Source organism: Acinetobacter sp. YH12076 (genome assembly GCF_013419525.1).
Classification (GTDB): Bacteria; Pseudomonadota; Gammaproteobacteria; order Pseudomonadales; family Moraxellaceae; genus Acinetobacter; species Acinetobacter amyesii.
On record NZ_VOZY01000001.1, the window covers coordinates 256,548 to 274,229 of the forward strand.

At 41.8% G+C, this 17,682-nt stretch carries 18 protein-coding genes and 1 pseudogene; 8 read left to right on the top strand and 11 right to left on the bottom strand.

Features of this window, described 5'->3' with window-relative positions:
• Positions 1 to 89: 89 nt before the first annotated feature.
• The 4 genes from fusA to FTU22_RS01080 all read right to left on the bottom strand — a co-directional run bounded on the left by fusA (position 90) and on the right by FTU22_RS01080 (position 4,996).
• A complete protein-coding gene (gene fusA / locus FTU22_RS01065; protein ID WP_078194215.1) occupies positions 90 to 2,225 on the bottom strand; it encodes an elongation factor G in 2,136 nt (711 codons plus the stop codon).
• A 131-nt stretch (positions 2,226 to 2,356) separates the two neighbouring features.
• A complete protein-coding gene (rpsG, locus tag FTU22_RS01070; protein WP_005011815.1) occupies positions 2,357 to 2,827 on the bottom strand; it encodes a 30S ribosomal protein S7 in 471 nt (156 codons plus the stop codon).
• Between the two features lie 178 nt (positions 2,828 to 3,005).
• Positions 3,006 to 3,380 carry a 30S ribosomal protein S12 gene (rpsL, locus tag FTU22_RS01075; protein WP_000246374.1) on the bottom strand — a complete coding sequence of 125 codons (375 nt, stop codon included), beginning with the start codon at positions 3,378 to 3,380 and terminating at the stop codon, positions 3,006 to 3,008.
• A gap of 155 nt (positions 3,381 to 3,535) precedes the next feature.
• On the bottom strand, positions 3,536 to 4,996 hold the full coding sequence (locus tag FTU22_RS01080) for an EcsC family protein (RefSeq protein WP_180092459.1): 1,461 nt from the start codon (positions 4,994 to 4,996) through the stop codon (positions 3,536 to 3,538).
• A 273-nt stretch (positions 4,997 to 5,269) separates the two neighbouring features.
• Here FTU22_RS01080 and FTU22_RS01085 point away from each other — a divergent pair, with 273 nt between their 5' ends.
• The 3 genes and pseudogenes from FTU22_RS01085 to FTU22_RS16450 all read left to right on the top strand — a co-directional run bounded on the left by FTU22_RS01085 (position 5,270) and on the right by FTU22_RS16450 (position 8,108).
• Positions 5,270 to 6,499, top strand: coding sequence for a beta-ketoacyl synthase N-terminal-like domain-containing protein (locus FTU22_RS01085; protein ID WP_180092462.1), 1,230 nt, complete (start codon positions 5,270 to 5,272; stop codon positions 6,497 to 6,499).
• A 68-nt stretch (positions 6,500 to 6,567) separates the two neighbouring features.
• On the top strand, positions 6,568 to 7,020 hold the full coding sequence (hemJ, locus tag FTU22_RS01090) for a protoporphyrinogen oxidase HemJ (protein WP_180022661.1): 453 nt from the start codon (positions 6,568 to 6,570) through the stop codon (positions 7,018 to 7,020).
• A 765-nt stretch (positions 7,021 to 7,785) separates the two neighbouring features.
• A pseudogene (locus FTU22_RS16450) lies at positions 7,786 to 8,108 on the top strand (sporulation protein).
• A 322-nt stretch (positions 8,109 to 8,430) separates the two neighbouring features.
• Here FTU22_RS16450 and lysM read toward each other — a convergent pair.
• The 6 genes from lysM to FTU22_RS01125 all read right to left on the bottom strand — a co-directional run bounded on the left by lysM (position 8,431) and on the right by FTU22_RS01125 (position 12,151).
• A complete protein-coding gene (lysM, locus tag FTU22_RS01100; RefSeq protein WP_078190053.1) occupies positions 8,431 to 8,904 on the bottom strand; it encodes a peptidoglycan-binding protein LysM in 474 nt (157 codons plus the stop codon).
• A gap of 190 nt (positions 8,905 to 9,094) precedes the next feature.
• Complete coding sequence (gene acpP / locus FTU22_RS01105; RefSeq protein ID WP_078190054.1) at positions 9,095 to 9,331, bottom strand: acyl carrier protein; 237 nt, start codon at positions 9,329 to 9,331, stop codon at positions 9,095 to 9,097.
• 85 nt (positions 9,332 to 9,416) lie between these two features.
• Positions 9,417 to 10,151 (bottom strand): 3-oxoacyl-ACP reductase FabG, encoded by a 735-nt coding sequence (fabG, locus tag FTU22_RS01110; protein ID WP_078190055.1) that lies wholly within the window; start codon positions 10,149 to 10,151, stop codon positions 9,417 to 9,419.
• Entirely contained in the window at positions 10,148 to 11,128 is a 981-nt protein-coding gene (fabD, locus tag FTU22_RS01115) for an ACP S-malonyltransferase (RefSeq protein WP_168379587.1), read from the bottom strand. The genes fabG and fabD overlap by 4 nt, the downstream gene beginning before the upstream one ends.
• 205 nt (positions 11,129 to 11,333) lie before the next feature.
• Positions 11,334 to 11,516, bottom strand: coding sequence for a 50S ribosomal protein L32 (gene rpmF / locus FTU22_RS01120; protein ID WP_004279227.1), 183 nt, complete (start codon positions 11,514 to 11,516; stop codon positions 11,334 to 11,336).
• 77 nt (positions 11,517 to 11,593) lie between these two features.
• Positions 11,594 to 12,151, bottom strand: coding sequence for a DUF177 domain-containing protein (locus FTU22_RS01125; protein ID WP_078194223.1), 558 nt, complete (start codon positions 12,149 to 12,151; stop codon positions 11,594 to 11,596).
• 97 nt (positions 12,152 to 12,248) lie between these two features.
• On the opposite strand from FTU22_RS01125, the gene FTU22_RS01130 reads away from it, so the two are divergent.
• Both FTU22_RS01130 and FTU22_RS01135 read left to right on the top strand, forming a co-directional pair.
• Complete coding sequence (locus FTU22_RS01130; protein ID WP_078194224.1) at positions 12,249 to 12,911, top strand: elongation factor P hydroxylase; 663 nt, start codon at positions 12,249 to 12,251, stop codon at positions 12,909 to 12,911.
• Between the two features lie 89 nt (positions 12,912 to 13,000).
• On the top strand, positions 13,001 to 13,618 hold the full coding sequence (locus FTU22_RS01135) for an L-threonylcarbamoyladenylate synthase (protein ID WP_078190059.1): 618 nt from the start codon (positions 13,001 to 13,003) through the stop codon (positions 13,616 to 13,618).
• A gap of 441 nt (positions 13,619 to 14,059) precedes the next feature.
• On the opposite strand, the gene FTU22_RS01140 is transcribed toward FTU22_RS01135, so the two are convergent.
• A complete protein-coding gene (locus FTU22_RS01140; protein WP_180092464.1) occupies positions 14,060 to 14,779 on the bottom strand; it encodes a GNAT family N-acetyltransferase in 720 nt (239 codons plus the stop codon).
• Positions 14,780 to 15,118: 339 nt separating this feature from the next.
• Between FTU22_RS01140 and FTU22_RS01145 the strand changes: the two genes are divergently transcribed.
• The 3 genes from FTU22_RS01145 to rluB are packed head-to-tail and all read left to right on the top strand — an operon-like array spanning position 15,119 to position 17,666.
• Positions 15,119 to 15,913 (top strand): ScpA family protein, encoded by a 795-nt coding sequence (locus FTU22_RS01145; protein WP_180092467.1) that lies wholly within the window; start codon positions 15,119 to 15,121, stop codon positions 15,911 to 15,913.
• Positions 15,910 to 16,506, top strand: coding sequence for an SMC-Scp complex subunit ScpB (scpB, locus tag FTU22_RS01150; RefSeq protein ID WP_078190063.1), 597 nt, complete (start codon positions 15,910 to 15,912; stop codon positions 16,504 to 16,506). Before FTU22_RS01145 ends, scpB begins: the two co-directional genes overlap by 4 nt.
• 41 nt (positions 16,507 to 16,547) lie before the next feature.
• Positions 16,548 to 17,666: a 23S rRNA pseudouridine(2605) synthase RluB gene (rluB, locus tag FTU22_RS01155; protein WP_078194228.1), complete on the top strand. Its 1,119-nt coding sequence runs from the start codon at positions 16,548 to 16,550 to the stop codon at positions 17,664 to 17,666.
• Positions 17,667 to 17,682: the final 16 nt, after the last annotated feature.

Here is a 17,682-nt window from a genome sequence, read left to right on the forward strand (position 1 = left end):
TCTTCCTTTTTAAACTACTCATGCAGGGATACTGCATGAGCATTTGGTTTTTAACTATGAATTAGTTTGGGCTTATAGTAATCGAAAGATTACTCGTCGTCACCTTTTTTACCGCCAGATTGGAACTTAGCGATGATGCCTTCAGCCACGTTACGTGGTGTTTCAGCGTATTTAGCGAATTCCATAGAATAAGTCGCACGACCTTGAGACATAGAACGCATTTGAGTCGCGTAACCAAACATCTCAGCAAGTGGAACTTCAGCACGGATTGCTTTAGTACCGCCAGGAAGATCGTCCATACCTTGAACCATACCACGACGACGGTTTAAGTCACCCATGATATCGCCCATGTAGTCTTCTGGAGTTTCTACTTCAACTTTCATGATTGGTTCAAGAAGAACAGGATCTGCTTTCATGAAACCGTCACGGAAGGCATAAGAACCCGCCATTTTGAACGATAATTCGTCAGAGTCGACATCATGGTAAGAACCATCGAACAATGTCGCTTTGATGCCAACAACTGGGTAACCAGCAAGGACACCATTCTTCATACGTTCTTGGATACCTTTGTCTACTGCACCGAAGAATTCTTTAGGTACTACACCACCAACAACTTCTTCAGCGAACTCGTAGTCTTTACCAGCATCTTCAGCAAGTGGTTCTAAGCGTACGTATACGTGACCGAATTTACCTTTACCACCTGTTTGACGAACGAATTTACCTTCTTGTTCAATCGTTTTCTTAATCGTTTCACGGTAAGCAACCATTGGTTTACCAATGTTTGCTTCAACGTTGAATTCACGTTTCATACGGTCAACAATAATGTCAAGGTGAAGCTCACCCATACCAGCAATGATAGTCTGACCAGATTCTTCGTCTGTGAATACGCGGAACGATGGATCTTCTTTCGCTAAACGGCCAAGCGCAACTGACATTTTTTCTTGGTCAGCTTTAGTCTTAGGTTCAACAGCCAATTGAATTACTGGCTCTGGGAATTCCATACGCTCAAGTGTAATGATGTTGTTTTCGTCACACAGTGTATCACCCGTAGTTGTGTCTTTAAGACCTACACACGCCGCGATGTCGCCTGCACGAATTTCTTCGATGTCATGACGGTCATTTGCGTGCATCTGTACGATACGGCCAACACGTTCACGTTTCATTTTTACTGGGTTATAACACGGGCTACCCGCTTTAAGAACACCAGAGTAAACACGTACGAATGTCAAGTTACCTACGAATTTGTCGTTCATGATTTTGAACGCAAGAGCAGAGAACGGAGCATCGTCAGACGCTTCACGAGAACCTTCGGTTTCGTCTTTGTCGTCTAAGATACCTTTAATTGCTTCAACGTCAGTTGGCGCTGGCAAGAACTCAATAACAGCATCCAACATACGTTGAACACCTTTGTTTTTGAACGCCGAACCACACATCATTGGTTGGATTTCACCAGCCAAAGTACGTTGACGAAGACCAGCTACGATTTCTTCTTTAGAAAGATCGCCTTCTTCCAGGTATTTGTCCATGAGTTCTTCTGATGCTTCAGCAGCAGCTTCAACCATGTTTGTACGCCATTCTTCAGCTGTATCTTGCAGATCAGCAGGAATGTCGCCGTATTCAAACTTCATACCTTGAGAAGCTTCATCCCAGATGATTGACTTCATTTCGATTAAGTCAACAACACCTGTGAATGTATCTTCCGCGCCCACTGGAACAACGATTGGCACTGGGTTCGCACCAAGACGTGTTTTCATTTGCTCAACAACGCGGAAGAAGTTCGCACCAGTACGGTCCATTTTATTTACGAACGCAATACGAGGCACTTTATATTTGTTCGCCTGACGCCATACAGTTTCAGACTGAGGCTGTACACCACCCACAGCACAGTAAACCATACACGCACCGTCAAGAACACGCATAGAACGCTCAACTTCAATTGTGAAGTCAACGTGTCCCGGGGTGTCAATTACGTTAATACGGTGTTGGTCGAACTGGTTAGCCATACCTTTCCAGAAGCATGTTACAGCTGCTGAAGTAATGGTAATACCACGTTCCTGCTCTTGTTCCATCCAGTCAGTTGTTGCTGAACCTTCGTGAGTTTCACCTAGTTTGTGGCTCTCACCTGTGTAGAACAAAATACGTTCAGAAGTGGTTGTTTTACCTGCGTCAATGTGCGCAGAGATACCAATGTTACGGTAACGAGAAATTGGGGTTTGACGTGCCATGATTTCTAGCATTCCTAAATTTTGTTGTTTAAAACAGGACGCTTTAAGCTGCATAGCAACTTAAAGCGATTCGATGACAAAACAGTGACAACTGATTTATCACCCTCCTGAATAGGGGCTGTTTTATCCGCTTAGAAACGGTAATGAGAGAAGGCTTTGTTGGCTTCAGCCATACGATGCACATCTTCACGTTTTTTGATCGCTGCGCCTTTACCTTCAGCTGCATCAAGCAACTCACCAGCAAGACGTAAAGCCATAGTTTTTTCAGAACGCTTAGCAGCAGCATCTACTAACCAACGCATAGCCAAGGCAGTACGACGGGATGGGCGTACTTCCATAGGCACTTGGTATGTAGCACCACCAACACGGCGTGCTTTTACTTCGACCATAGGACGAACTTTTTCAAGAGTAGTCTCGAAAAATTCAACTGGGTCTACTTTAGATTTTTCTTGAACGCGGTCTAAAGCACCGTAAACGATACTTTCAGCAATAGATTTTTTACCATCTTGCATTACGTGGTTCATGAATTTAGCGATTGTTTGGCTGCTGAACTTAGGATCCGGAAGGATTTCACGGGCAGCAACTACGCGACGTCTTGGCATTTTAATACACCTAATAAATATGACACTTCAGGTTACTCCAGCAGGTGCACAAAGTGTCATGTGCTTTCGCTGGCCTTACTATACGTCGCTTGGAATTTTCACAAAAAATGCAGAAATCAGACAAGCGAGACGATAAAGGATTGCAGTTCTAACGAACTAAGAAGCCAATCTTTTCAGATTATTTCTTAGGACGTTTAGCACCGTATTTAGAACGAGACTGGTTACGATCTTTAACACCAGCACAGTCTAAAGAACCACGAACGGTATGGTAACGTACACCTGGTAAATCTTTAACACGACCACCACGGATAAGAACAACACTGTGCTCTTGTAGGTTATGGCCTTCACCACCGATGTAGCTAGAAACTTCAAAACCTGAAGTTAAGCGAACACGGCAAACTTTACGCATTGCTGAGTTAGGTTTTTTAGGTGTAGTTGTGTAAACACGTGTACAAACACCACGACGTTGTGGACAAGCCTTCAACGCAGGAACTTTAGATTTTTCAACTAAAGTTGTACGACCCTTACGGATCAACTGATTTGTTGTTGCCATTTGGCAATTCTCCCGTTAATAAAAAGCCCCAAAAAATACTACTTTTTGAGGGCATGCAATTGTAAGCGAAGACTTAAAATTGGTCAACAATATACGATCATCGAAAACATTTATTCATCATGAGTTGCGCAATTTTTCACCCACAAATAAATAGTTTATTTTTCAGAAGAATCTGCTGATTTTTTTGTAACTTTATCTACGGCTGCTGTTTTGGCTTTACGCGGCTTAGTTTTGGGTGCAGCTTTTTCCACTGGGACATCCTCCTGCTGTACAGATTCCAACACCTCAAACTCATCTTTTTCAGCTAAAGCAGGTTTTTGCGCAGCCCCGAGTGCATGAGGCTCAACAACTTTCTCCGCAAGTGCCTCCAAACCTTCTGAGACTTTTTGTTCCTGCTCTACTTCCACTTCGGCTGCATCAGAGTTTTTAACTTGTGCTTTTTTGATGACTTTTACTGCGCGGATACTCTCATGACCTGCAACATCTATGGTCTGATCTAGTACCGGCTCAGCCAAATCAATATCTTTCGCCTTAATACCTTCTAGTAATTTAGGTGTTGCTTGAGCAAGCAACTCAAGAGAACGCTCATAGGCATGTAAAGGTGACAAGCTAATATCCTGATGCTGCAAAATATATTGGCGCGCATTAGAAAAGACTTGCTGTGCCTTCTGATTCACTTCATCCACTAAACGGCGACTATACACTACACTTACACCAACACTCGCCACAGGAGATAATCGTGATAGCTGATTTAACAATGAAACTTTTGGCATTTGATTGAGCCATGCCCACTTAAACTGACCATTTTCATCTAGTACATATTTTTTCAATGCTGCTGCATCAGTATCTGAACCCACCAATTGCTGCAATTGATGTAAATCACTATTTTGTAGCGTACTACTCAGAGCTTTTATTGCCATAAGCAAAGTTTGTTTTTCTGCAATTAAACTCAAGTCGACCTGTTTAAAAATAAACTGAACAATATCTTGGTCACTTTCTTTGCTTAAGTCGAAACCATAAGAACGTCCAACTTGATAAATCACTCGCAGAGTCATAATCAGTGAAGCAGGGATATCAATACTTGAACCAATGACACCTGTCGCACCTGTTAAAGCCCCTTGAATCGAAGCAATCCATTTATTTTGCTCACCCAGAGCCTGACTAATACGACGCGAACGATCGACATCTTGTGTCAACTCTTCTAAATCACGTACCCCAGCTTCATCCAGTACAGCATCTACAGATGAAATATCCGAACTAAAATGATTAAGTCGCTCAAATAAATAATCAGAAATTTTGTCACTAAATTGAGGAGCAACAAAATTAGCCACATTATTTACAGTATTAAAATGTCGACCGAATAATTGTCTAGAAACATTTGGAACGTGTTCACGTAAGATTTGCTGAGGATTATCATATTTTTTTACATCAAATACGCCCGCTTGCCTTGACTGACCCTCCAAGGTTTGACCATTTTTTTGAGGTTGAATGACCTTAGTTACGGATTCGGGTGCGACATGATTAATGATGGACACCCCAGTAGAACTGAGCTTTTTAGCCACTCCAAAGGCGTTTGAGAGTAGACCTGCCGTTGGTTTATTATTCGTTTTCACCATTCCCTACCTCATTAAAACTATTCTTGAAATTATTGATAAATACTAGGTGTAGTCAAACTTTATCACAACTTGAATATGTATCTTTAAGTTAAGTTTTTTGCTGCAAAGTTGCAAATTAGCTCAGTCAACAATAGGCATAGGATTTGCCATAAGAATTCAAAAAGCTTTCTGCTATCATTATTCCAATCAAAATATATGAGTTCGCCTATTTAGAAAGTTTCCTTCGTATACTTTCTATAGCTTGCTCACACACTACCTATAAAGGATCTGTAGATGAAACGTGTTGTAATCACTGGTATGGGCATCAACTCATGCATTGGTAATACATTAGAAGATGTCACTCATTCTTTGCAAAACGGGATTTCTGGAACACGTTTCAACCCAAGTTATGCTGAACTTAATTTTAAAAGTCATGTCAGTGCGGCTGCAGAACAAAACTTTGACGGTATTGACCGCCGTTTAAAACGCTTTATGGGCGTATGCGCAATGTATGCATACAACTCAGCTTTGGCTGCGGTAGAAAATGCAGGCTTAACAGCAGAACAAATCGGTGGTAATCCACGTTACGGTATTGCGGGTGGGTCAGGTGGTGGTTCAACTGCATCTGTTGTTGAAATGAAAGAACTTCTAGACACCAAAGGTGCACGTAAAGTTGGTCCATTCTTTGTACCACGTAATATGACCAACACCATTACTGCAAACGTGGGTGTTGCATTTAAAATGCAAGGTATTGCACACACCATTACTAGCGCATGTGCAACATCTGCAGATGCCATTGGTTATGCATACAATTTGATTCAATTAGGCAAACAAGACTTAATGCTTGCTGGTGGTGGTGAAGAAGACCATTGGTCACAAAGTCTTTTATTTGATGCAATGGGTGCACTTTGTTCAAAATACAATGACACTCCTGAAACTGCTTCCCGCCCTTACTCTGCTGACCGTGACGGTTTCGTGATCGCAGGCGGTGGTGGCTTCGTTGTACTAGAGTCACTTGAACATGCTCAAGCACGTGGTGCAAACATTTTGGCTGAAGTTGTCGGCTATGCAGCAAATTCTGACGGCGCAGACATGGTTGCACCATCGGGCGAAGGTGCGACGCGTTGTATCCTTATGGCTTTAGAAGAAGCTAAACAACATGGTGTGCATACCATCGACTATGTTAATACACACGGTACATCTACTCCGGCAGGCGATGTCACTGAACTTAAAGCGATGGAGCGTGCCTTCGGTGAAGGGCAAGTTCCTCCGCTCAGCTCGACCAAATCGATGACCGGTCACAGTCTGGGTGCTGCAGGTGTACAAGAAGCGATTTACTCTATTTTAATGATGCAAAATGACTTTATAGCACCAAATATCAACGTGACTGAACTTGACGAAGGTGCAAAACCTTTTGATATCGTACTTGAAAAACGTGATGCAAAATTGAATACTGTGATGAGTAACAGTTTTGGTTTTGGCGGTGTAAACGCTTGCCTCGTTTTCAAAAAATGGGAAGCATAATATAAAGTTTGCTGCTTTGGCGCTTCGGTGCCAAAGCACATACCCACCGCCCTTTTAAGGGTTAATATATGGATGCTCCATCAGATGCTTTCCTCTGGGTAAAAGCATTGCATATCATCGCAGTTGTTTGCTGGTTCGCAGCGCTATTCTATCTCCCTCGCCTTTATGTCTACCACGCCATGAGTGATGATGCTACGAGTCATCAGCGCTTTCAAATCATGGAACGCAAGCTATATCGCGGCATTATGTGGCCTGCAATGATTGCTACACTGATCACGGCGCACTTCCTCGTCGATTGGGGTGATGCAACACGACACTACCATGAAGCGCTTTGGTTCTATTTAAAAGTTGGATTGGTTGGACTATTGGTGATTTATCATTTTGTTTGTGGTTATTACCGTAAAAAGCTTATCGAAAATGCACATTATAAGTCGCATAAATTCTGGCGTTATTTTAATGAAATGCCAACTTTGATTTTATTTGCGGTGGTTATTTTAGTTGTGGTGAAGCCAAGCTTCTAAGCCAAATACACAAAGCCTCGAAAATTCGGGGCTTTTATTTATTTGTTACTATCCATTATTGCTTCTCGAGAAATAAAATCCTCTCGCTTACCCAATCAATCTCACATTGCATTGCATCAAAATGACTTTCTCGACCATACTGCTCCTCATCTGCAATACACGCCTGCTCTTTTAAATGCAGCCAATGACACTATGACTCTCGCAAAGCTTTTGCCTTAATCGCAGATAATGAATGGATTTTTACCTGATAAATCTGATTCAGTTTTTGATCCACCTGCTCAAATTCTTCCATATAACAAGCCAATCTCGTTATGCTGAGTACTATCTGAAATACATTTAGTTTGATATTCACCCGCATAAACAAAACCGCAAGATAAAATACCCAAAACAGAAAAACATCCGAAAATACCTTTTAATAATCGCATAAACCCCTGCTTAATTTAGTTTTCATTATTCTATTCAACAGCCTTGCATCTTATGCCACTCACACCATGACAAAGCAAATTTATTCACCCCAAAGCTCAAAATAAAATACCAAAACAACACCTTACCGTAATATTCTCTTTGTATAATTTCAATATTTCCCAGTCTCTTATATCTTTAAATTTCATGCTCAATAAAGTGTTATCCAATCTTAGCCTGCAAGGCATTAAAATTGACACCCATCTCTACACATCACGGCTTTACCCCGGTCAAAGCCTGTAAGGCCAAATTAATTTCCAAGGCGCATCCAGCAATAAAAATATTAATGGCATTTACCTGCAGCTGATGACGCAAGCAGAAGTCGAATCTGGTGACCATGAACATAAGCAAGAGCTTTGTATTGCACAATGGCATATAAGCGGCGCATTTCAATTCCTAGCAAACCAGTCACATCAATTGCCATTCAACATCCAGCTACCCTTTGAACCCCAGTGACACAGTTACAGTGCGCACGAAACAGCACACATGTTTGGCTGCATACACACTTAGATGTCGATTGGGGCTTAGATGCCAGTGATCGTGATTATATCCAAACCTATCTAACACCTCTCATGCAAGGCATTATTCAAGCAATGCGGTTATATCCTCTGCTCAGCAGATGTTGAACGCGGACAATTTAATGGCGGGCATTTTCGCTCTACTCTAAGTTACTACCAAGAGTTAGAGTTCCGCCAACAGCAATGAGGGGGGGCTGGAATTAATAAAGTTTAGATTTCTTTTGTCACAGAAGCACAGCAAACACACATTCTGTTTGAAATAGACCGCAAAATGCGTAAAGACGGTTACCGCACACTAAGCTTACCGCACCAGCAAATTAACCCTGCATGTTTACTTAGTGAAATACAACGTTTACTGCGTTAACTTTAAAAAAGCAAAACAAAAAAAAAGCCATCACAAGATGGCTTTTTTTACTGTAAACACAAATATTTATGCAGGAATACGCAGCACTTGCCCTGGGAAAATGTCATCGGCATTTTTTAACAAAGGACGGTTTGCTTCAAAAATTTTATTGTATTGATTTGCATCACCATAAAATTCTTTAGAGATTTTAGACAGGTTATCCCCCGACTTAACAGTATAGAACTTACTTTCAGGCTCAGGACTCGTCACTGTTAACTGATCATCCACTTGCGCCACATGATCAATATTCCCTACTGCCAAGATAATCTTTTCACGATCTGCTTGGCTTTGTACCTGACCTTTCACTGTCGCTAGATCTGAAGTACCGTTATAACTCACAGACAAACCAGTTACAGGCAAGCCCAGTGCTTTGATATGACCCAATAACTTATTGGCAATTTCTTGTGCAGATGGTTCAGAAGGTGTTGCTGGCGCTGCTTGAGGTTCCGCAGGCGCTGTATTTTTTTTACCAATACCTTTTACAAAATCAAAAAGACCCATATTTTTCTCCGTTGTTTTTACTGTTTTAAATCATTTAACTATTGTTCAAACTCTATTCTTATAGCTAAAAAATAACCGCTTTTGAGTTGTTGTTGGTGACAGAAACGTAAGCTAATGTAAAAACAAAATATTCGGCATAAAAAAGCCACCGAATGGTGGCTTTTTAAATCAGCATCGCTGAAATCTAAAATTAACCTAGTTTCTTAGAAACGTAGTCAATTGCAGATTGTACAGTAGTGATTTCGTTTGAATCTTCATCAGGAATAGTGATGTCGAAATCGTTTTCGAAAGACATAACTAATTCAACTAGGTCTAGAGAGTCTGCACCTAAGTCATCCATGAAAGAAGCTTCGTTTTTGATCTCGTCTGCTTTAAGACCAAGTTGTTCAGCTACTGCTTGTTTTACGCGTTGTTCGATATCGCTCACAGGAATTCTCCTCATTGCTTGTGGCGTTTTTAATGCCGTTAGTTTAATTGAATCTAAATCGTTTTGAAAGTTTATACTTGAGCGCTTAGCTCATGTATAAACCACCATTTACATGTAATACAGTTCCGGTAATGTAACTTGCCTTTTCAGAAGCAAGAAAACTTACGGCATTTGCGATATCTTGCGGCTCACCTAAACGGTTTAAGGCCACTTGATCACTCATCTTTTTACGAATTTCTTCGCTTAACTGTTCTGTCATTTCTGTTGCAATAAAGCCCGGAGCCACTGCATTTACAGTGATTTGGCGGCTTCCCATCTCTTTTGCAAGGCTGCGACCAAAGGCCTCAATCCCTGCTTTTGCAGCAGAATAGTTTGCTTGTCCTGGGTTAGCAAAATGTGCAACCACAGAACTAATATTAATAATTCGGCCAAAACGTGCTTTGGTCATACCCTTTAAAACACGTTTAGAAAGTCGATAAACGGCTTTCAAATGAATGTTGAGAATGTCATCCCAATCATCTTCTGACATACGAAGTAACAAATTATCTTTGGTAATACCAGCATTGTTCACTAAAACCAATACTGAACCAAAGTTTTGCTCAATGTCTGATACCAATGCATCAATTGCAGTTGCATCACGTACATCTAGAACTTTACCCGCACCATTTTCAGCAAAAGCAGCAGATAATTTTTCCGCACCCGCTTCTGAAGTTGCAGTACCTACAACAAAATAACCGTCTTGAATCAATTGCTGAGCAATTGCTGCTCCAATCCCTCGGCTCGCACCTGTTACTAAAGCAACTTTGCGTTCTTGTGTCATGCAATTTTCCCTTCTGCCACTAAAATGGCATTCAGTGCATCTTCCATACGACCTTTCGTGTCGAGTGGGAATGCTTTTTCAATATTTGGCAAACGTTTTGCGAGATTCGCAAGGACATTACCCGGACCACATTCAGCAATGTACTGAATACCTTGGTCTTGCAAATACTGCATGGTCTTTGTCCACTGTACAGATTGGTATAACTGTGCAGTTAACGCCTGACGTAATTGCGCTACATCAGTCGCGATTTCAGCGCCTACATTTTGTATTACAGGTATAGTAGGCAGCTCAATGGCAGTTTGTTCCAATGCTGTCGCAAACTGTTCAGCAGCAGGTTTCATCAATGCACAATGCGATGGCACAGAAACCGGAAGTGCGATTGCCTTACCGCCATTTTCTTTAGCAGCAGCCATAACCGCTTCAACCATGGCTTTATCGCCCGCAATGACAACTTGACCTTGTGCATTGTAGTTTGCAGCATCTACTGAACCTGGGCCTTCTGCTTGAGCACAAAGTTCAATGACTTTTGCATCATCTAGACCCAAAATTGCCGCCATTGCACCTTGACCTTCAGGTACAGCACTTTGCATTAACTGACCACGTAGATTCACCAATTTAACGGCATCACCTAGGCTCATCGCACCTGCAGCAACCAAGGCGCTGTATTCACCTAATGAGTGACCTGCAAGGTATTTCGGTGCAACACCACCTAACTCTAACCACACACGCCATAAAGCAATACTGGCAGTCAGGAGTACAGGTTGAGTAAATTCTGTTTGGTTTAACCCTTCACCACTTTGAGCAATTTGCCAAAGATCAAAACCAACTGCTTCTGATGCTTCTGCAAATGTTGCTTGCACACTACTAAACTGTTCTGCAAGTTCAGCGAGCATGCCGACTTTCTGTGACCCTTGACCCGGGAACACGAATGCAGTTTTAGTAGCTTGAGCTGCTTGCTCGAGTTGTTTAGCAGACATAAAAAAATCCTTTATCAAGACTGGTGAATTTATGCTATTTGGACATTTATTCAACACAATCCCATGTAAGCTTGTTTCAGGGACGGAAATTTAACACTTAATTTTTGTCTTGGTAATTGCCAAATGCAACAAAAAATCGGTACAAAAAAAGGGAGCTTAACGCTCCCATTTTTTCTACTAAGCTTGACGCTTAATACATCACCAATTATTCAGCAGATGCTTTAGCGAATAATTGACGACCACGGTAGATACCATCTTTAGATACGTGGTGACGACGGTGAGTCTCGCCAGTAGCTTGGTCTACAGTTAATGCATTCTCGGTTAAAGCGTCATGTGAACGGCGCATGTCACGGCGAGAGCGACTTTTACGGTTTTGCTGAACGGCCATGATGGCTCCTTACAAAGATCGAAAAAATGGATCAGAACAAATTCGATTGTCTTATACTCAAGAGTATAACACAAAAATTAGTTAAGTTTACCCTTCAAACCTGCCAAAACATCAAACGGGTTGTCCCGTTTTTCTTCAACAAGCTCTTCAGCGGCAGGTTGATGCTTATGTTCACAAGCGTCGTGCTTAGGTGACAAAGGCATCAACAATAACAATTCATCCTCTATCAGTGAGAGTAAATCAGCAGTCGCAGGCGCATCATATGAACCTTTGGTTGTTGCTTCACTTTCACCTAAAACGATGAAATCAGCATCCTCATCCAAGCGCTCTATCAGTGACTCGTCATCTACAAGAGCTAGATGAAAACTTGAAACAAGTGGGATCTCAACAGTATCCAGACAACGCTGGCATTCCATTGGAACATTTGTTTCAACATGACCATCTAGCCATACAATGCGATGATAAGCATCCATTGATAGCTTACAGTCTATGTTAATCAATTGATCATCAATTGATCCAACAGCTTCACGAGCAATACGAACAAAGCGAGATAATGGCAGTGTTCCTGACCATTTAAAGCCCTGTTCAGCCCATTTAAACGGCTCAATCTGTGCCGGAAAGGTATTTGCTGACATAATTAAGGCGGCAATTCTACAAATTCATCAGTACTCTGTCAAAGATTAAGATACAATTTTGTACTTATTTAGACAGACCATTTGGGTAACTTAAGTTATGCATCTGTTGCAGCCGCAAACAGAAGTGAATGTTTCATCACTTATGAGCACAATTTCAACGCTTGATTCTGACATTTCAACTGACCAAGTGCAACTCTCGGCTTGGGAGAAACTTTCCACAGAAACAGAACACGTCGATTGGCTCATCTTACACTTTAATCATTGGTTTTCCCACCTGAATGTGTGCTTAGTGAAAGGTGACTGTGAGCCCGAGTACTTTCCTGCCGATTTAAACGGCCCTGCCCGCATTCAATTTGCTCATGGTTATTTCAATAGCGCCTTGCATGAAATTAGTCATTGGACTATTGCTGGCGAGCAACGCCGTTTACTTCCCGATTTAGGCTATTGGTATGCACCAGATGGTCGCAGCAAAGAGCAACAAGCCCTCTTTGAACAAGTGGAGATTAAGCCCCAAGCGATCGAATGGTTATTTGCCAAAGCCTTTGGACGTAAGTTTCGTGTATCACTCGATAACCTCACTGGTGAAGGAGGAGATGGCAGCAGCTTTAAAGATAATGTCTATGCACAATTACAGGCTTATTTTAAGGGCGAAGCCAAACTTCCACGCGATGCTTGGCGCTTTATCCAATGCATTTGTCACTGTACACGTGCTGGCAAAATGTTACAGGCGAATGAATTTCAACGTGAAATGCTTGATTAAATTATACAATTTGACTGCATTTCGCATTGCACAAAGCAAATAGACCGCGACATAATGGCAAGAGCTTTTAATAATAAGAGGAAAACGACATGTTGCATTTAAGAATACATCCGGAAAATCCTCAGCCCCGTTTAATTACGCAGGCCGTTGAACGGATTCGTGCCGGCGATGTGGTGGTTTATCCTACAGATGCCGCCTATGCCATCGGTTGCCAGATTGGGAACAAAAATGCCATGGAACGCATTGCCCAAATTCGTCAGCTCGATGCTAAACATCAATATGCGATTATTTGTGCAGATTTATCTGACATTGCCACGTATGCCAAAGTCGACAATGCCATGTATCGTCTATTGAAAAATAACACCCCTGCTGTCACCACCTTTATTTTGCCTGCGACCAGTGAAGTTCCTCGCCGTTTAATGCATCCTAAAAAGAAAACCATTGGACTGCGTATTCCGAGCAACCCGATTTGCCAATTATTACTCAAAGAACTCGGTGAGCCTTTATTAACATCGACCTTAATTTTACCAGGCCAAAAAGAACCGATTGATGATCCTTACGAAATTGAACTGCAAATCGGCAAACGAATAGATGTATTGATTGATGGCGGTTTAGGTACTTTAAATACCACTAGCGTTGTAAACCTTGCAGGTGAATACCCTGAAGTGATTCGCCGCGGTGTCGGTGATGTCAGTGCCTTTGAATAGCATGTACTGTAAAATGTATGCTGTTACCTATCAGAGGCACAGCATGTAAAGGTCATTTGCTCAAAACGCGGTTAAAGCACCTTTCGATAAAGGAATCGACCTGATGACTTTATTTCAGATTTTACTCAAGCTCCAAAATGCGATAGACCTCAGTGTCTCCGAGCAAAACAATCTTAATCATCTTGCTATATATGCCACTGAGCCTTGGACTTTAGAATCCAAGGCTCAACTAAGGGCAGCATCTGATAAAAATTTAATTTCATCAACATCACCACCTCAGGCTTTTCATTATTTTCTACATACATCAACTGTGAAATCGCTATTTAAACGACGATCCAGTCAAAATCTCTGCTCGCAAGCACAGTGCCAACTCATCATAGAATTTGCACTTGAACAAAGGGTCTTACTAACAGGTTCAAAGCCTTGATCGTGTACTTTTGCTCAAGCGCAATAAAGCTGCATAAATTCTTTTAAGTGAATTTTTTGTTGTCCCTGCTCATCAAAATTATTTGTATTGAGCCAAGCTTCATATGCTTGAGACAACATTGGCCAATCCTGATCTAACATCGCAAACCAAGCGGTATCACGATTACGACCTTTCACTATCACATGTTGACGAAACAACCCTTCAAATTGAAAGCCAAAACGTAAGGCAGCATTTTTCGAAGGCGTGTTCAAGTCATCACACTTCCACTCCACCCGTCGATATCCCGCTGCAAAGCATGCTTTTAACAACAGATAAATAGTTTCTGTTGCTGCGGTTGATTGCTTCATTAAACTTGAAAAATAGACATTGCCAATTTCAATGACAGCATGTGCTGGGCGTACATTAAGCAAAGCAACCCATCCTACAATGGCATCACCAACCTCAATGACATAATGCATCGAACCGGCAAAATGAAAGGATTGCTGAAAATAATCACGCAATTGCTGCATGCTTTGAATTTGAGAATTAGGCAAATACGTCCAACAGCGTTCATCAGGTTCTTGTTGTACTGTCTGCCATAGCCGCTGTAAAAGACTGTCATCAAGCTGATCGGGCAACATCGGAATAAGTCGAACAGATTGCCCCTCTTCGGTTTTACACCTGAACTGGCAAGGTTCAAACTGCGCCAACGTCATCCCTACGGCCTGACCCCATTGATTATATTGTTGTGGCATAGCAAATATTCTTTTAGTCAATTCATTCAAATCATTTCATGCTGGACGCCCATCATCCTGATATCACAGCTTAAATGAGTTCATGGATTGATGAGTGTATTTTTTACAATTAACACAAGATGTGATCGATATCACAGCTTTAAAATTTTACATATGTATAAATAAAGCCTATTCCCTATAAATTTTAAGTTTTTTACCCAATTCAACCGTTCAGTAATTTCTTTAAACGCATTTTTCCATTACACTATTCCCTATAACTTTTGTGCTTTTACTTTCGATGTGAGATCGAAGCGAAAGCTGTCTGCATGCCTTTGAAAATTCGCGTGGCCTATAATTGCAATGAACCAAACTGTCCATAATTCTATGGAAGATGCTCCACACATTCGCGTTTTGGATGAGTGGCAAGAAGCTATTCCAGAAGATTTGTACATTCCACCCGCTGCATTTGAAATTCTATTAGAGCATTTCGAAGGACCACTCGACTTTCTGATTTACCTGATTCAAAAAAATGGCTTCGACTTATTACAAGTCGATATTGCCCCGATTGCATCCCAATATTTGTCCTATATGGATGCAATGAAATCGCTAGATATTGAATTAACCGCAGACTATATGGTGATGGCAGCCCTATTGGCCGATTTAAAATCGCGTCTATTATTGCCAAAACCTAAATCGGCCGCGGCACATGAACAAGATCCTAAACAAGAATTGATTGACCGTTTAGAAACGTATTTGCGCATCAAACAAGCTGCGGAAAGATTAGGTCAAATGTCAGTGTTGGATCGAGATACTTTCGATACCAATGTCAGTTTAGGAACGATTGTCGAAACCAATGATGGCTATGACATTCAATTACTTCGTGATGCCATACTCTGTGTTTTTAATCGACCAGAACCGGTTACCCACCAAATTTTGCAAGAGCCTGTCTTACTCGAAGAACGTATTGCTTATATTGAAACTAAGCTTGAGTCAGGTGAAGTGTTAGATTTTGAAGACTTACTCAAGCCAAGCCAAGGCCGCATGGGTGTTGTCGTGACATTTATGGCCGTGTTGGAACTGACACGCCAACAAAAAGTTCAAATTGTCGCATCAGGTGTAGAAGCACCGCTTGCAATTCAGGGAGCACGTGCATGAACACTGAACTTAAACAAATGACTGCGGTGTCTTCAGAAGATAATCTGCATGAAATTTTGATGCAGCTTGAAGCCATTATTTTTGCCAGTGAAGCGGCGGTGAGTATTGCCCGTTTAAAAGAGGCTTTCCAAGACCGTTTCAGTAAAACCGAATTACGCCAATATTTGCAGCAGCTTTCCATGCTGCAACACGGCAGATCAATTGAACTTGTTGAAACCGCTCAAGGTTTCCGTTTTCAAGTACGTGCAAAATATCGTAATATTATTGCACAGACCTGGCCTGAACGACCAACTCGTTTATCGCCATCCTTGCTCGAAACTCTTTCTGTCATTGCTTACCATCAACCGGTAACCCGCGCAGATATTGAGCAAATCCGTGGGGTGACCAACAATAGTCAAATTTTACGTACGTTATTTGACTGGAACTGGATTAAAGAATCTGGTTTTCGTGAACTCCCAGGACGACCCGCGTTGTTAGTTACAACGCCTCAATTTTTAAATGCTTTTGGTCTAACCTCTTTGGGCCAATTGCCTCCCCTGCAGGATGCCAAGGAAGCTTTTATGGCCCTCGATGCGAATGCACCGAAGTCATAAATAGGTGAACTGTTGATGATAATTTCTAAGGTTATGCTGTCATGAGTGAAAAATTGCAAAAGGTGCTCGCACGCGTTGGTTTGGGTTCTCGCCGTTATATGGAAGAAGTCATTGCCGCTGGTCGTGTGAGCGTAAATGGGCAAGTTGCCCAAGTGGGTGAACGTATTGAACCGGGTGATGAGCTTCGCATCGATGGTCGTAAAGTTCAGTTCCAAATTGAAGACGAAATTCGTCGCCGTGTGTTGATTTACTATAAACCAGAAGGCGAAATTTGTTCACGAAATGACCCTGAAAACCGTCCAACGGTATTTGAACAATTACCTCAAATTACAGGTGATCGTTGGGTGATGGTGGGTCGTCTAGATATCAATTCTACAGGTCTATTGCTGTTCACGAATGACGGTGAACTGGCGAACCGTTTAATGCACCCTTCTAGCGAAATCGAACGTGAATATGCCGTTCGTGTCATGGGTGAAGTTACTCCTCAATTAAAAAACAACATGTTACAAGGCGTTGTTTTAGATGATGGCCCTGCAAAATTTGAGTCATTCTCTGAAATTGGTGGTGACGGTATTAACCGTTGGTATCAAGTGGTCGTAAAAGAAGGTCGTAACCGTGAAGTTCGTCGTATTTTCGAGTCTCAAGGTTTAAAAGTGAGTCGTCTTTTACGTACACGTTATGGTTCAGTAATTCTGCCACGCGAACTGCGTACTGGTCGCTGGATCGAGCTAGATAAACAAGATATCGACAATTTAACCAAGTCAGTTGAACTTAAACCACGTCAAGGTACTGGCCTGTTTGGTATGGCGAAACGTCGTACTGAACGTATGCAAGACAAACCAATGGCAGCACGTCGTGGTGGTTACTTACGCCAACAACGTCGTGACAGTGACGAAAACCAGCCACAACAAAGCAATGGTTATCAAGACAATCGTGGCGAACGTCGTACTGGTCGTACTGAAGGTGGTTTCCAAGGCAATGGATTTAATCGTTCAGAGCGTCGCAACGACGGTTTCAACAATAACCGTAATGATCGCAACAGTGAAAACTTCGGTAACCGTGAACGTCGTAACGACAATTTTGGCAATCGTGAGCGTCGTAATGACTCTGTGCCAAGTCGTGCATTTAGCGGAAACAACAAAGGCTTTAAGAAATTTTAATTTCTTAAGTATAAAA

Coding starts and splice junctions, on each gene's coding strand:
- fusA (WP_078194215.1), bottom strand. CDS start 2,225: ATGGCACGTCAAACCCCAATTTCTCGTTACCGTAACATTGGTATCTCT.
- rpsG (WP_005011815.1), bottom strand. CDS start 2,827: ATGCCAAGACGTCGCGTAGTTGCTGCCCGTGAAATCCTTCCGGATCCT.
- rpsL (WP_000246374.1), bottom strand. CDS start 3,380: ATGGCAACAACAAATCAGTTGATCCGTAAGGGTCGTACAACTTTAGTT.
- FTU22_RS01080 (WP_180092459.1), bottom strand. CDS start 4,996: ATGGTGAAAACGAATAATAAACCAACGGCAGGTCTACTCTCAAACGCC.
- FTU22_RS01085 (WP_180092462.1), top strand. CDS start 5,270: ATGAAACGTGTTGTAATCACTGGTATGGGCATCAACTCATGCATTGGT.
- hemJ (WP_180022661.1), top strand. CDS start 6,568: ATGGATGCTCCATCAGATGCTTTCCTCTGGGTAAAAGCATTGCATATC.
- lysM (WP_078190053.1), bottom strand. CDS start 8,904: ATGGGTCTTTTTGATTTTGTAAAAGGTATTGGTAAAAAAAATACAGCG.
- fabG (WP_078190055.1), bottom strand. CDS start 10,151: ATGACACAAGAACGCAAAGTTGCTTTAGTAACAGGTGCGAGCCGAGGG.
- fabD (WP_168379587.1), bottom strand. CDS start 11,128: ATGTCTGCTAAACAACTCGAGCAAGCAGCTCAAGCTACTAAAACTGCA.
- rpmF (WP_004279227.1), bottom strand. CDS start 11,516: ATGGCCGTTCAGCAAAACCGTAAAAGTCGCTCTCGCCGTGACATGCGC.
- FTU22_RS01125 (WP_078194223.1), bottom strand. CDS start 12,151: ATGTCAGCAAATACCTTTCCGGCACAGATTGAGCCGTTTAAATGGGCT.
- FTU22_RS01130 (WP_078194224.1), top strand. CDS start 12,249: ATGCATCTGTTGCAGCCGCAAACAGAAGTGAATGTTTCATCACTTATG.
- FTU22_RS01135 (WP_078190059.1), top strand. CDS start 13,001: ATGTTGCATTTAAGAATACATCCGGAAAATCCTCAGCCCCGTTTAATT.
- FTU22_RS01140 (WP_180092464.1), bottom strand. CDS start 14,779: ATGCCACAACAATATAATCAATGGGGTCAGGCCGTAGGGATGACGTTG.
- FTU22_RS01145 (WP_180092467.1), top strand. CDS start 15,119: ATGAACCAAACTGTCCATAATTCTATGGAAGATGCTCCACACATTCGC.
- scpB (WP_078190063.1), top strand. CDS start 15,910: ATGAACACTGAACTTAAACAAATGACTGCGGTGTCTTCAGAAGATAAT.
- rluB (WP_078194228.1), top strand. CDS start 16,548: ATGAGTGAAAAATTGCAAAAGGTGCTCGCACGCGTTGGTTTGGGTTCT.